Source organism: Nocardia sp. NPDC051900, assembly GCF_044452545.1.
GTDB classification, from domain to species: domain Bacteria; phylum Actinomycetota; class Actinomycetes; order Mycobacteriales; family Mycobacteriaceae; genus Nocardia; species Nocardia sichangensis.
On the sequence record NZ_JBITBU010000016.1, the window covers coordinates 60417 to 73359 of the forward strand.

The window sequence follows — 12943 nt, forward strand, 5'->3', positions numbered from 1 at the left end:
CCCGCACCCGGCGTCACCCGTTGACCCGGGCGATGACCTTCTCCGCGAAGCGGGACAGGTTGGCGATCTTGGTCTCCAGCGGCTCGGTGTCCTGTTCGGTGGTGTAGGGGAGCCGGAAGCCGACGATCACATCGGTGACCCCTTTGTCCTCGAGACGTTTGATCCCGTCGACAGTGAAACCGTCCAGCGAGATGACGTGCACCTCGAAGTCCTTGCGGGTGCCGTACTCCGCGCGCAACGTGTCCAATTCGCCCAGCAGCCGGTCCAATTCGGCGCCGTCGCCACCGGCGTGCATCCACCCGTCGCCGCGCTGCGCGGCCCGGCGCAACGCGGGCCTGCTGTGGCCGCCGATCAGGATCGGTACCGGTTCGGTCGGCACCGGGCTGATCTTGATCGGCGGAATGTCGTAGAACTGCCCGTGGTATTCGAAGTACCCGCCTGCCGAAAGTCCGCGCACGATGTCGATGCATTCGTCCATCCGCGCGCCGCGCTTGTCGAACGGCACCCCCATGATCTCGAAATCGTCCGGCCACGGGCTGATGCCGACACCGAGCCCGAACCGGTTGCCGCTCAGCGCGGCCACCGACGCGGCCTGCTTGGCCACCAGCACGGGCGGGCGAATCGGCAGCTTCAGCACGAACGGCGTGAACCGCAGCGTGGTGGTCACCGCTGCCATCGCCGCGCTGAGCACGAATGCCTCGACGAACGGCTTGTCCTCCAGGAACTCCCGGTTCCCGTCGGGGGTGTAGGGATATTTCGCGTCGGACTCCTTCGGGTACGCCACGCTGTCGGCGACCGCCATGGAGGTGTAGCCCGCCTCCTCGGCGGCCTTGGCCAGAGCGAGGTAATACGACGGGTCGGTCATCGTCTCGGCGTAGGTGAAACGCATGGTGCCTGCCTTCCTGGCGCGTCGAGCGCGCCGCGCGGGTCCCGGGCGGTTGCCGAGACGTGAGGGGAACTGCCGCAGGCGCGACCGTGGCGCCGCGACGGCATCGCGGACTGCCGTGGGTCGCCGCCTACTGCCATGGGTTGGTGAATCCTTCCGGAATCAAATGGTCGAACAGCGCACGCATCTGCGGTGACAACCGCAGCAGTTCGATGTGCGAGCCGATCGGCCCGCCCTCGAGATAGGCGAACTCCATCCCGACGCCATCGAACCGGCCGCGCGCGGTGATCTCGATACCGGCCGCGGCGGCCTCGGCGAGCGCGGCGTCGTAGTCCTCGGGCACCCAGGCGGCGTGATGCAGTCCGGGGCCGGCCCGATCGAGATGCTCGGCGTACAGGCTCACCCCGCCACGCGGCTCGATCAGCTCCAACTGCTGGCCACCCGCATAGCCGAGCGCCACACCGATCGTGTAATCGGCCGGCGCCCCGCGCAATTCGGCCGCATCGGGCCCGAAGTGGACCTCCGGAATGGTGAACCATTCACCCACTCCGTACCGGGTGGTGAACGTCTCACGAGCCGAAGCCAGATCACCCACCACCCAGCACAATTGGAAGATCGGGCCGCCTGCGATCATCGGCGGCCTCCGAGACGGCTCAGCAGACCCGGACACCACCGGTGTGCGATGTAGGGCCGGTTCTTCCGCATGCCACGCAGGACGTGCCGCGCGGCCCGTTCGGAGCCGGTCATCCCGATCGGCATCCGGCGCAACGGTGCGCGATAGGAGTACCCGGGCAGGTCGATCCCGGAATCGACGATGTCGGTCGCGACCCCGCCGGGCACGGCCACGCTCACGCGGACACCGGCGGCGTCGATGTCGGCGGCCACCACCGCGACGCCCCGCGCGGCCAACAGGCGGCACAGCGCGGCGCCGGGGCCGGACGCGGCATCGGTGACCACCGCCACATTATCCACGCCGTTTAATTAATCATCTGTGTTTAACATCGTCAATACTGGTGTTTAGTAGAGTGCGTGCATGCCGAGCGACGAATCGCGCACCGCCTTGCTCGACGCCGGAGAACGCCTCATCGCCGAACGCGGCCTCGACGTGCCGCTGCGCGACATCGCCGCCGCCGCGGGCCAGCGCAACAACTCCGCCGTGCACTACTACTTCGATTCGCGCACCGGACTGATCGAGGCCATCGTCGAGCGCCGGATGAACTGGCTCGAACAGCGGCGCATGCAACTGCTGGCCGCCCACGAGGCCGACGGCCGCACCAACGACGTGCACACCCTCGTCGCCATGCTCGCGACCCCGATCCTCGAACTGCTCGGCCACGACCGGGTGACCCATCTGGGCCGGTTCCTGGAAGTGGTACGCACCCATCCCGTCGTGGCGGACGCGCACCGTCTCGCCGACGCCGACCGCGCCGCCGTCCGCATCATCGCCACCCGCCTCGACGCCGCGCTGACCGCTCTGCCGCGGCGGCTGCGCAGGCAGCGCCTGGAAACCATGGCCACCGTCATGTTCGCGTTGATCGCCGACTACGAACGCACCCTGGAAGCAGGGGTGCGCACCGCCCACCCCGGGGACGCCGCGGAGATCGTGGACATGATCGTCGCCATGCTCACCGTGCCCGTCCCCGAGCGCACGGCCGCCGCGCCGGGGCACTGAGACCGGCACCCCTCAACCCAGCACCGGCCGTGTACCCGGGGCGACGACCAGCTGCCGGCGCACTTGCGGCCCCGCGGTATCGGGGAACCGTCGGTGCAGCCGGTCGATATAGCGGCGCACCACGCACAATTCGCTGTACAGCTCGTGCCGCGCGGCGGGATCGTGGCGGTAAGTGGATTCGATTTCCCGCGCCAACGTCCGGGCTTGCCGGGTCAGCAACTCCAAGAAGACCCGAGCCTGGGCGAGGTCGGCGTCGTATTCCATTCGGTAGGCCGATCTGTCGTTCGATTCCTGTATCGGTCGCCCAGCGCTCCCCGTGCCGCGGTCCTCGGCCGATCGGAGCAGAACATGATGCTAACCGAGCCTCAGCCTCTCGGGCGCCGAAATGGAACCGTTCGACCGCTATCGCCTGGCGATCACGTCCGCACTCGTCGACCGAACGCCGTCGGCGGGGATGCGCCGTGCCGGACTCGGTCGGATCCCGCTCGCGCGTATGGTGATCGTATGGGCGTCATCGGGGAGCTGTTTCCTGGCAAGAAGCTGAACCATGAGGGCAGCGAGGACAGCGACGGGCAGACCCATACACCGCGGTTCGACATCGATCTCGACACCGGAGTGGTACGGGTGCCGCGCGCGGACCGGACCCCCGAGGACCACGGCGACGGGCGACAACAGGCCTAGGATCGGCCCCGGTGTACGAAGCCATGCCACATCACCTCTGTGGCACCGCCCCGCAAATTCCGCTCGGACAGAAAACATCTCGCTGATCGCAACCCGTTACGACAGCGGTGCGCACCGGTAGCGTCGCCGCAATGGGCAAAGTTGGTGGGCGACGACGGCCTCTGAAGACCGTCACGGGAGTCAGCGGTGCGGTCAGCGTGTACGCGGCGGCCATCGATCCGTCCGCCACGACGATCGCGTCATCGATCGAGATCGCGAAAATCGCCGAACAACACAAATTCGACGCCCTCTTCGCCGCCGACCTGCTCAGTTTCGGCGCACAAGGCGCCATCGGCGCCCAGGAACCGTTGATCTTCCTGTCCGCGCTGAGCGCCGTCACCTCGCACGTCGGCCTCATCGCCACGGTGACCACCACCTTCCACCACCCCTACAACCTCGCCCGGCTCTTCGGCACCCTCGACCACATCAGCAACGGCCGCGCGGCATGGAACGCGGTGACTTCCTCGGTGGGGGAGGAGAACTACGGCGACCAGGATCTGCCGAGCCCCGAAGACCGGTATGCCCGCGCCACCGAATCCCTCGAGGTGGTCAACGCCCTGTTCGACAGCTGGCAGTCCGGCGCGCTGACTCCCGACGGGCACGGCGGCGCGATCCTGGACGCCACCCGCGTGCGGCCCATCGATCACGCCGGGCGGTACTTCACCGTCCGTGGACCGCTGAACATCCCGCCCCTGCCGCAGCGCAGACCCGTGCAATTCCAGGCCGGGCAATCGGCGGGCGGCATCGAACTGGGCGCGCGATTCGCCGAGGTCGTGTTCACCTCACTGCCGACCCTCGAAGACGCGGTCACCTACACCAAACGCATTCGCGCCCGCGCGAGCGAACTCGGCCGCGCCGCAGGCCTGCCGCTGATCATGAGCTCGTTCCACGCCACCTACGGCGCCACCGAAGCCGAAGCGAAGCGCCTGGCGCGGGAACAGGCCGAGGCGACCGACTTCGAAGCGGGACGCGCCGCCCTCGCCGACATGCTCGGCGGCGGCGTCGACCTGTCCGGCCTGCCGCTGGACAAGCCCCTCCCGGACAACGTGCTCCCCGACGTGGCATCCGTGCACCGCCGACGCGGCCGGGTAGAGATCTTCAGCAACTTCGCACGGTCGGGAAAGACACTGCGAGAGCTGATCATCGCCGCCAAAGACACCGGCCACTGGGCCGTCGCGGGCACCCCCGAACAACTCGCCGACGCGATCGAAGAACGCTACGACGCAGGCGTTCTCGATGTGATCTCCCTCGGCGGACTCGCCGACGAACGCACCCGCGACTTCGTCGTCAACGGACTGCTGCCCGAACTACGCCGCCGCGGCATCACCGGTTCCGACTACGTCGGCGCGACCTTCCGCGAAAACCTCGAACTACCCCCGCTACCTGACTGACACATGCGGCACGCAGCCGCAGTCACATCAACTCGGCGAGATGGGCGCGCGACCACGCGCACATACCGTGCACCAGCCGCAGCAACTCGTCTCCCGCAGGGGTGAGGGAATACTCCACCCGAGGATTGGCCGTGTGGTGATCACGCCGCGCGACCAAACCCTCCCGTTCCAGCGAACGCAGTGTCTCGGTCAGCATCTTGTAGCTCACGCCCTCGATCGACCGATACAACTCGCCGAAACGGCGTTCGCCGTCCCCGATCTCCTCGAGCACCCGCAACGCCCACTTCGTCGACAGCGCCGCGAAAACACGCCGGGCGACCGCCCTGGCCTGCTGCTCCTCGGTCTCGGACATCCTCACCACTCACCTTCGAGTGCGTACTGCCGGTCGTGCCGATCCGCGCCTAGCGTCGGACCGGTGCGCATCCTGAAAACCTATGCCAGAGTCTTCGTCACCGACCTCGACACCGCCCTGCCGACCTACGAACGGCTGGCCGGAGCGAAGGCCGATCTCCGTTTCGGCTTCGAGCGCGCCGAACTCGCCGCCGTCGGCGACTTCCTGCTCATCGCGGGCCACCCGGACGATGTCGAGCGCTACCGGACCACCGTCGGCCCGGTCATCGTCGATGATCTCGACGCTCTGCTGCGGACGGTGACCGACTACGGCGCTGAACTCATCGCAGGACCACTCACCAGCGCCACCGGCACATTCGTCTATGTCCGGCATGCCGACGGAGCCGAGCTGGAATATGTACAGTGGTCGCCCGAGACACGGGCGCGCGTACTGGGACCGGACCACACCATCGCGCGCTAGCGGGTGAGGACCGGCGTCGAGCGATGCCCCGAGGCTTCCGGCCGCGGCGGGTTCGTGTTCCGCACCCACGTGACGTTGGCGACCAAGTCGTCATCGAAGACCAGTTCGTCCCACAGCAGCCGCTCGGCGGCGTCCGGCGTCGGCTGTACCGCCGGACGCGGCGCCGCCGCGACGGCCGCGGGCTGCTCGGGCTCGGCGGGCGGCGGCGTCACCAACCACGACAGGGCCCGCATCGGGCTGAGGCCGTAGCGGCGAGCGCCCTGCGCGATCGCGGCCACCGCGGCGGCGCAGCTCAGCACGCCGGCGACCAACGCCACGGGCGTGAGTCCGGCGCTGGCCATACGCCGTTCCCCGCTGCCTGACCCACCCTCGCCGAAGATACGGTGCAGCAACCCCGCGCCGAGACCTTCACCCGGATCGACCAGGATCCGCAATTCCGGCCCCCTGGCATCCAGGTACAGCAAGGCGCTCAGCACCACGATCGCCGCCAGCACACTGGAGCCGATCACCAGGTGCGCGAACCCGCGGGTCCGCAACCGCAGCTGCGCCACCACCGCGAACACGGTGACGACCATCGCTGCCGCGGCCAGCAGACCCCAGGCGCCGCTGATGTTCACGTCACGGAATTTCGACACCGACCACTCGTCGAAACCATTGGTCGCCCCGGTGACCCGGCCGAACGCGTCGGAGCGCGCCTCGCCACCCGAACCCGACGCCGAAAGCCACGGCTGGAACAGCAAAGCGAAGCCGACCGCGCTCGCGGTCGCGGCGAACAAGAAGCCCCAATCCACACCCCGTGGTGGCGTCGCCCCGCGTCCGGTGCCTCCGGAGCCACGGCTCCGACGGTTGCGCGTTTTGCTTGCCTGCCAAGGGGTTGGTTGTACCATTGCTCCAGTTTCGCCGGTGCCGCATGAATAACCTTGCCGCCCAGAGCAATAACAGCAGAATTGCTCCAGAAGCCGAATATCGCGGCACATCGATAAGATGTAATTCGATCGGGCATCATCGGCCATCGACGAAAATCACCGTAAGCAGCTGCGCGACAGCAGGCAAGCGTGATCGATCTCCCATGCATCGCCGCAGCTCCCACGGCCTACCGACGAAGAGCGACCCAACCGGCGAGTAACTTTTCGCGCACGGCGTTGAACTCGACATTCGCAGATTTCACCGCAACGATGCCCAACGCACCGCGCCCCGATTGCTGTGACACGCTTAACAAGACAGCACTAGGACGTCGGTCACAAAATTCACGCGGCACGAACTCGACACGGCCGGAAATTCGCGAATCCCCGCCGCCCGAACGCATTCCCAGCAGCACCGCCCGAAGCGGACATCCCGCCGCTAGTGCCCCTCCGCGGCCGCACGCGCATCCGCCACCGCCCGGGCGATCCGCGCCAGACGCTCCTCCGGCACCTCCACCGCGCCGTCGGCATCGACCAGCACCGCGGTCGGATAGATGTCGCGCAACAGATCCGGGCCACCCGTCGCGGTATCGTCATCGGCCGCGTCGAACAGCGCCTGCACCGCCAGACGCAACGCCGCCTCCGCATCGATCGCACGGTGATAGGTCTTCTTCAACGACGACTTCGCGAACACCGACCCCGAACCGACCGCCGTGTAACCGAAACGCTCCTCCTGCCGGCCACCCACCGCGTCATACGACACGATCCGCCCCGCCCGCTCCGGCTCCACAGCGTCCGGGTCGTAGCCGACCAGCACCGGGATCACCGCCATATCCTGCAGCGCCGCAGGCAGATTGGCCCGCACCATCGCCGACAACTTCGTGGCCTTGCCGTCGAACGTCAGCGGCGCTCCCTCGATCTTCTCGTAATGCTCGAGCTCCACCGCGAACAACCGGATCATCTCCACCGCCATCCCGACCGTGCCCGCGAAACCCGCCGCCGAATACGTGTCGGTGACGAACACCTTCTGCATATCGCGCGTCGACACCAGATGCGCCATCGTGCCCCGCCGATCACCCGCCACCAGCACACCACCGCGATAACCGATCGCGACGATCGTCGTCCCGTGCGGCGCGACACCACTCGCGCCACCGCCGAAATCCGGATCCGGCAACAACCGCGGCGCATACCGGCGCAGATACTCCGAGAAGGACGCCGCCGGGTACCGCAAGCCGAGCGGCAGGTGACTATCGGTCGTCATGAATCACCTCTCCGGGCGGAGCGTGCCCCACCCGCGAACGCGTGCACTTCCGCCCGACGTTACCGGAACCCCACCACCACCCGGCGACAACCGCGCTAGGCCGGATCCTCCCCGACACAGGTCTCCGCCGCATCGATGTGGACACAGGGAACCGGAGCCCGCGTCGGCCGATAATCCGGCGCCACACCACCCGCGCGGATCAGCCGGGCATACGCGTCGACCCCATCGGTCGGGCGGCGCGCCAACGTCGGATCGGTCAGCACATCGACCGTATAGAGCCCGAACCGCGGCGCATAGGAACCCCACTCATAGTTGTCCGTCAGACTCCAATAGTTGTAGCCGACCACATTCATCCCATCGGCCTTCGCCCGCTGCAACCAATACACCGTGTCCCGCAGATGATCGGCGCGGGTATACCCATCCGGGCGCACCTGCCCGTTCTCCGTCGGAAGCCCGTTCTCCACCACATACAGCGGCCGCCCCGGAAACTGGCGCGCGTAATGCCGCAACGCGTAGTAGATACCCTCCGGATGCACCGGCAGCTCCCACATCGGCGGACCCCCCTCCGCACCGCCCTGCGCCGCCTCCCCGGTCTGCGGCAACGGAGCGAAGTAATAGTCCAGACCGATGAAGTCCAACTTCGCCGAAATCCGATCCACGATCGGCTGATTCACCTCCGTCTCCGCACCCGCCACATACCCCAGATTGCTGGTCACCTGAGCGCCCGACCGATAACCGTGGATGACGTCGTAGATCTCGTTGTGCGCCTGCGCGATCCGATCCAGCATCACCGGCGCCTCATCGACACCGATCCCACCCGTGCGCAACTCGGTGCCGACATACGCCACAGGCTCGTTGAACGTCACCCACAGCGGATCACGCGAGGCATACCGCTGCACCACCTTGCGCATGTTCGCCAGCCAATCCTCCACCATGCCCGGATCGCGCCACCCGCCCCGATCCACCGCCCACCCCGGATACACCCAGTGATCCAACGTCAGCATCGGCCGCATCCCCGCCGCGACGATCCGGGCGATCACATCGTCGTAGAACCCGAACGCCGCCTCATCCCAGGCATGCGGCGCCGGCTGCAACCGCGCCCACTCGATACCCACCCGATACACCCGCACGCCCAGCCGCGCCGCCAGATCGATATCGGTGAGATAGCGGCGAGCGAAGTCCACCGAATCCAGATACGGATCCGCCGTCCCACCCGACGCGATGAAACGCGACCAGTTGCTGTCCGGTGCATGGCCCTCGGACTGAAACCCCGACGACGCCACGCCCCACAAGAAATCCCTACCGAACGCGGGCAACTCCCGGCCCGGCTGAGCAGCGGAAACCCCCGAAGCCATCAGCATCGCCGCAGCGGCCGACAACGCGGCGAACCCGCGCCGGTGAGTGCGTGTACGCATCGCCGTAGCGTAACTGTGAGATTGCTGGCGATCGGGGGAAGAACTCGCGTGTCGTAGATCCCACAACCGTCACAATCCGACCCCGACCCCGACCCCGACCGCCGCGCCAACTCCACGCCCACGGCGAACCATCCTCCGCCGCACTCGCCGACCTCGCGGTATTCGACCCGGCCGCAATAGTTCTCGCCACCTCGGCTGCCGAAGGGCCGCCGCCCGGATCACCATGATCGACAGTCATAGCCCCATCCTCCCAGCGCGTCCCCAGGAAACGCCGCACAACATCACACAAGCGAATCAATTGACCGAGCGCATCCGCCGCCGATCGACCAGACTTGCCCAGGTGACCAGATACGCATTCGATGCCGACCGCGCCGCCCTCGTCGCCACCTGGGCGACCGGACGAGGCGACCTCGCCCAGACGGTGGCCACCCTGCCCCCGCAGGTGACCACGGACCAGGCAACCGATCTGGCGTCGAACCTCACCACCCTCTCGCGGTTCCAATGGCGCACCTACACCCACCCCGCCAGCGCCGCGGGCGACCCCGACGTCCCCAACAGCGAAGCATGGCGCCGCGCCGAAGAACGCCGCAACTTCAAAGAAGTCGAAGCTGGACTGCGCAATCCCCACCTGCCCACCGACGAAGGACTACTCGTCTCCTACAGCGGCGTCGTCGAATCCGCCCACCGCATCGGCCGCACCCTGCACGACATCGACCACGCCGCCCTGCTCGAAACCGTCGCCGCCGAGGTACGCACCGAACAGGAAGCCATCGAATCCGCCGAACGCGGCGACCTCTCCGGCCGCGCCCGCCAAGCCGTCGAACTGTCCCGCCCCGACGTATCCCCGGCCCAGGTCCACGCCGCCGACGCACTCCTGCGCAACGACCCACTCGGCAGCATCGAGCTGTTCACCGAACTCGACCCCGCCTCCGCCTCCGTCGCCGCGGCACACTGGCTCTACGCCGCCGCCGAAGTCGCAGGCGAGGCCGCGAACGTAGCCACCACCGATGTCGTCGCCGAAGCCGACGACATCGAAGCACTCCAAGTCGAGACACCCACCCTCGTCCTCGAACGACTCGCCGCAGGCGACACCCCGACCGAAGTCGTCCTCGACCTGATCGCCGAAGCGATGGCCGTCCACGAAGGCCGCGTCCCGGCCCCCTGGAGCCTCGTGGCCCGCGTCGCCGACATCGAAGCCCAAGCCCACCGATTCGGCGTCGACGCCGACACCCGCGAAGCAATGCTCACCAGCTTCCGCATCAGCCGACTCGACCCCGCCCGCCCCGCTCTCGACCTCTTGGAAGACCTCCTCGACGGTATCCGCGGCTGCCTGCTGCTCTACGCCGCCCACACCGAGCACGACGACGCCGAAACCGAAACCCGCTTCGCCGAAGACGTGCGCCTCGAAGCCGACGCCGACCCCGAAGACCTTCTCTGAACGCCGAGGCGGGGCACGGCCACGCCCTGCCCCGCCGGGAGTTCAGCGAGAAACTTCCTCGGACCCAGCCGATTCCGAGGCCAACCACGTACGCAAGGCGCGGTAGACCGCCGCGTGATTGAGCAACGTGAAGTGATGCGCCGACGCGACATGCATACCTTTGTCGACATCGAACCCGATGCGCCGGCTCCGAGCCCGGCCCGAGCCACTCGGTGTCAGAACCAGACCGTCACCGATCACACGCCCCAGCGGATGCCGCGAATTCCTCGTGACCGTGGCGGTAACGAAATAATGCTCCGCGTCCCGCAGCAGCGGAACCTCCCGAACCACCCGGCGACGCAGCGCGTCGGCGTCCAGATCACGCCAATCCTCGTCCACCAGGGAGCCGTCCCGAAGGTCCCGGATACCCGCGCTGCGGCGACGCAACAGCCGCCCGAACGGACGAGTTTCCGGAAACCGCACCAGCGCCGCCGACGCGTAATGCACCAACTGCTCCAGCGGCGCGCCCATATGCGGTGAACCCAGGCACACCACGCGGCGCACCCGCCGCACCCACGGCACCCCGGCTTCACTCGCCACAAAGCACGCACCTCGGGCGACCAACCCACCCATCGAATGACCTACCAGCGACACCCGCTCGATCGGCACCGGCCACCCGTCGACCAAGCCCTGCATCAGCTCGCTGAACTGCGCCGCGTTCTCCGAGATGTGCAGACCGGTGTTGTACCGGACCTGCAACGACGTGCATCCCGTATCGGACTCCAGACGCTCGGCATAGGTCGGCCCGCCGCCCAAACCCCACGCGTGCTCGGTTTCCACCAAGCCGTGCAAGAACACCACGACGTGCGCGGTGGGCCGTTGAACGCGCGCACCGACGAGCTCCGCGGGCACGGGAGCGCCGTCGATCCGGAACGTCATCGGACCGGCCAGAATCGGCCGCGTCCGTTCGAGATCATCACCGATCAAACCCTGCAGCGCGGCCAGCAATCCCGAGCCGTACACCGTGCGTGACGGTGCGACGCCGGGCAGATCCGCTGCCCGTTCCGCGACCATGCCCACCGCCACCGCGGATCCACCGACCACGCGGTAGACGCTCTCCGCGATCGCATCGTGCATCAACTCGACCGGAGCCGCCGCAGGCCCCACGCCCCACCGCACCGCCGCGAACACGCGCTGCGCGATCGCCCGGTGCACGGCCGCGATCCCGTCGACCGCACCGCCGAGTTCGTCACCGGCCAGCCGGGCCAGCGCCCTGACCTCCGCTTGCCGCTGGGGCACACCCTCCGTCACAACCTCAGTGTACAAGTGTGCACTGAAAAGTGAACCCTACGGCACCCGCGACACGGCCACCGCCGCCTCGGTGAGACTGCCCAGATACAGCACGCCGTCCTGCTCGACCACGCCGGTCACCATCGAATAGTCGGTGCCCTCGACCTGAAGGTCGTGCACGACGTTGCCGTCGAAATCGACCGCCAGCACCCACACCGTCCGCGCAGGCTTCGGCTGCACCCACTTCGGCAGCGTCCACACGATGCGCCGCAGAATGCCAGGCAGCGGAAGCAGGCGATCCAGCAACGGATTACGCGGCGAAGGAAGCGTGATCCAGATCAGGCCGTCGCTGCCGAGGCCGAGGTTGTCGGGGAATCCGGGCAGATTCTCGATCAACGGTTCCTGCGTTCCCGCCTTCGGGCCGGTCAGCCAATAGCGCGTGAGACGGTAGCCGCCGGTCTCCGCGACGACGACGCTGGAGCGATCGGGTGCCAGGACGACGCCGTTGGCGAATTGCAGATCGTCGATGAGCGTCTCCACGTTGCCCGCGGGGTCCCGGCGGAACAGGCGACCCGTGCCGGAGTGCTCCAGGATGTCACCCATGTATTCGTCGAGCGAGTACCGGCGCGACGACGCCGAGAAGTAGATCGTGCCGTCGGCATCGCGCACCACATTGCTGGCGAACCGTAGTCGCTCGCCGTCGATTTCGTCGACCAGGACGTTCAGCCCGCCCTCGGCGTCCAGCTCCAGCAGTCCACGTTCGAAATCGCAGATCAGCACGCGCCCCTCGGCGTCGGCGTGCAGACCGAGCGGACGACCTCCGGTGTTCGCGAGTTCACGGACGTCGCCGGTCGCCGGATCGATGCTGAGGACCGCACCGCCTTCGACGCCCGCGATGATCCTGCCGTCGGGGGAGAGGACGACATCTTCCGGGCCTGCACCCGGCAGCTCGAGGCGCCGGATGTCGGGAAGAGGTGGAGCACTACGAGTTTGATGCGCTCGTGCGGGGGAGCGCGGTGGTGTCCAGCGTTGCGGCTGCATGGTCGAGGCGAGCATGGCATCAGGGTAGCCGGGGGAGTGCGGAGGCCTCGGGAGAAACGGTGCGCGGTCGGGGACCCCTTATGGGCGGAGGCGGAGGTACCCAGGACGGATGCGTTCGCAGTGCGAAAAACATGTCG

At 67.7% G+C, this 12943-nt stretch carries 15 protein-coding genes; 5 read left to right on the forward strand and 10 right to left on the reverse strand.

The annotated features are described in order from the left end of the window. Positions 1 to 13: 13 nt before the first annotated feature. The 3 genes from ACIA5H_RS25755 to ACIA5H_RS25765 form a co-directional block, all read right to left on the reverse strand. Positions 14 to 889 (reverse strand): TIGR03619 family F420-dependent LLM class oxidoreductase, encoded by an 876-nt coding sequence (locus ACIA5H_RS25755; RefSeq protein ID WP_397077827.1) that lies wholly within the window; start codon positions 887 to 889, stop codon positions 14 to 16. Between the two features lie 127 nt (positions 890 to 1016). Then, positions 1017 to 1520: a VOC family protein gene (locus tag ACIA5H_RS25760; protein ID WP_397077829.1), complete on the reverse strand. Its 504-nt coding sequence runs from the start codon at positions 1518 to 1520 to the stop codon at positions 1017 to 1019. Next, a complete protein-coding gene (locus ACIA5H_RS25765; RefSeq protein WP_397077831.1) occupies positions 1517 to 1858 on the reverse strand; it encodes a hypothetical protein in 342 nt (113 codons plus the stop codon). The genes ACIA5H_RS25760 and ACIA5H_RS25765 overlap by 4 nt, the downstream gene beginning before the upstream one ends. A 61-nt stretch (positions 1859 to 1919) precedes the next feature. Between ACIA5H_RS25765 and ACIA5H_RS25770 the strand changes: the two genes are divergently transcribed. Continuing rightward, complete coding sequence (locus ACIA5H_RS25770; protein WP_379252512.1) at positions 1920 to 2558, forward strand: TetR family transcriptional regulator; 639 nt, start codon at positions 1920 to 1922, stop codon at positions 2556 to 2558. A 12-nt stretch (positions 2559 to 2570) separates the two neighbouring features. Here the strand turns inward: ACIA5H_RS25770 and ACIA5H_RS25775 are convergent, their stop codons facing one another. Continuing rightward, entirely contained in the window at positions 2571 to 2822 is a 252-nt protein-coding gene (locus ACIA5H_RS25775; protein ID WP_397077834.1) for a hypothetical protein, read from the reverse strand. Positions 2823 to 3062: 240 nt separating this feature from the next. Here ACIA5H_RS25775 and ACIA5H_RS25780 point away from each other — a divergent pair, with 240 nt between their 5' ends. Then, entirely contained in the window at positions 3063 to 3239 is a 177-nt protein-coding gene (locus ACIA5H_RS25780) for a hypothetical protein (protein ID WP_397077836.1), read from the forward strand. Positions 3240 to 3370: 131 nt separating this feature from the next. Then, positions 3371 to 4669: an NtaA/DmoA family FMN-dependent monooxygenase gene (locus tag ACIA5H_RS25785; RefSeq protein WP_397077838.1), complete on the forward strand. Its 1299-nt coding sequence runs from the start codon at positions 3371 to 3373 to the stop codon at positions 4667 to 4669. 22 nt (positions 4670 to 4691) lie between these two features. Here the strand turns inward: ACIA5H_RS25785 and ACIA5H_RS25790 are convergent, their stop codons facing one another. Next, positions 4692 to 5021: a winged helix-turn-helix transcriptional regulator gene (locus tag ACIA5H_RS25790; protein ID WP_397077840.1), complete on the reverse strand. Its 330-nt coding sequence runs from the start codon at positions 5019 to 5021 to the stop codon at positions 4692 to 4694. A gap of 63 nt (positions 5022 to 5084) precedes the next feature. On the opposite strand from ACIA5H_RS25790, the gene ACIA5H_RS25795 reads away from it, so the two are divergent. Continuing rightward, on the forward strand, positions 5085 to 5480 hold the full coding sequence (locus ACIA5H_RS25795) for a VOC family protein (RefSeq protein WP_397077842.1): 396 nt from the start codon (positions 5085 to 5087) through the stop codon (positions 5478 to 5480). Here ACIA5H_RS25795 and ACIA5H_RS25800 read toward each other — a convergent pair. The 3 genes from ACIA5H_RS25800 to ACIA5H_RS25810 form a co-directional block, all read right to left on the reverse strand. Then, the gene (locus ACIA5H_RS25800; RefSeq protein ID WP_379252506.1) at positions 5477 to 6256 is read right to left on the reverse strand and encodes a hypothetical protein; all 780 of its coding nucleotides are present in this window, start codon (positions 6254 to 6256) and stop codon (positions 5477 to 5479) included. The genes ACIA5H_RS25795 and ACIA5H_RS25800 overlap by 4 nt on opposite strands. Before the next feature lie 565 nt (positions 6257 to 6821). Beyond that, positions 6822 to 7643: a proteasome subunit beta gene (prcB, locus tag ACIA5H_RS25805; RefSeq protein ID WP_379252505.1), complete on the reverse strand. Its 822-nt coding sequence runs from the start codon at positions 7641 to 7643 to the stop codon at positions 6822 to 6824. 95 nt (positions 7644 to 7738) lie between these two features. Next, a complete protein-coding gene (locus ACIA5H_RS25810) occupies positions 7739 to 9058 on the reverse strand; it encodes a family 1 glycosylhydrolase (RefSeq protein ID WP_379252504.1) in 1320 nt (439 codons plus the stop codon). A 340-nt stretch (positions 9059 to 9398) separates the two neighbouring features. On the opposite strand from ACIA5H_RS25810, the gene ACIA5H_RS25815 reads away from it, so the two are divergent. Continuing rightward, complete coding sequence (locus ACIA5H_RS25815; RefSeq protein WP_356966065.1) at positions 9399 to 10496, forward strand: hypothetical protein; 1098 nt, start codon at positions 9399 to 9401, stop codon at positions 10494 to 10496. 42 nt (positions 10497 to 10538) lie between these two features. Here the strand turns inward: ACIA5H_RS25815 and ACIA5H_RS25820 are convergent, their stop codons facing one another. Beyond that, the gene (locus ACIA5H_RS25820) at positions 10539 to 11786 is read right to left on the reverse strand and encodes a lipase family alpha/beta hydrolase (RefSeq protein ID WP_397077847.1); all 1248 of its coding nucleotides are present in this window, start codon (positions 11784 to 11786) and stop codon (positions 10539 to 10541) included. Positions 11787 to 11822: 36 nt separating this feature from the next. Further along, positions 11823 to 12821 carry an SMP-30/gluconolactonase/LRE family protein gene (locus tag ACIA5H_RS25825; protein ID WP_397077849.1) on the reverse strand — a complete coding sequence of 333 codons (999 nt, stop codon included), beginning with the start codon at positions 12819 to 12821 and terminating at the stop codon, positions 11823 to 11825. Positions 12822 to 12943 lie beyond the last annotated feature (122 nt).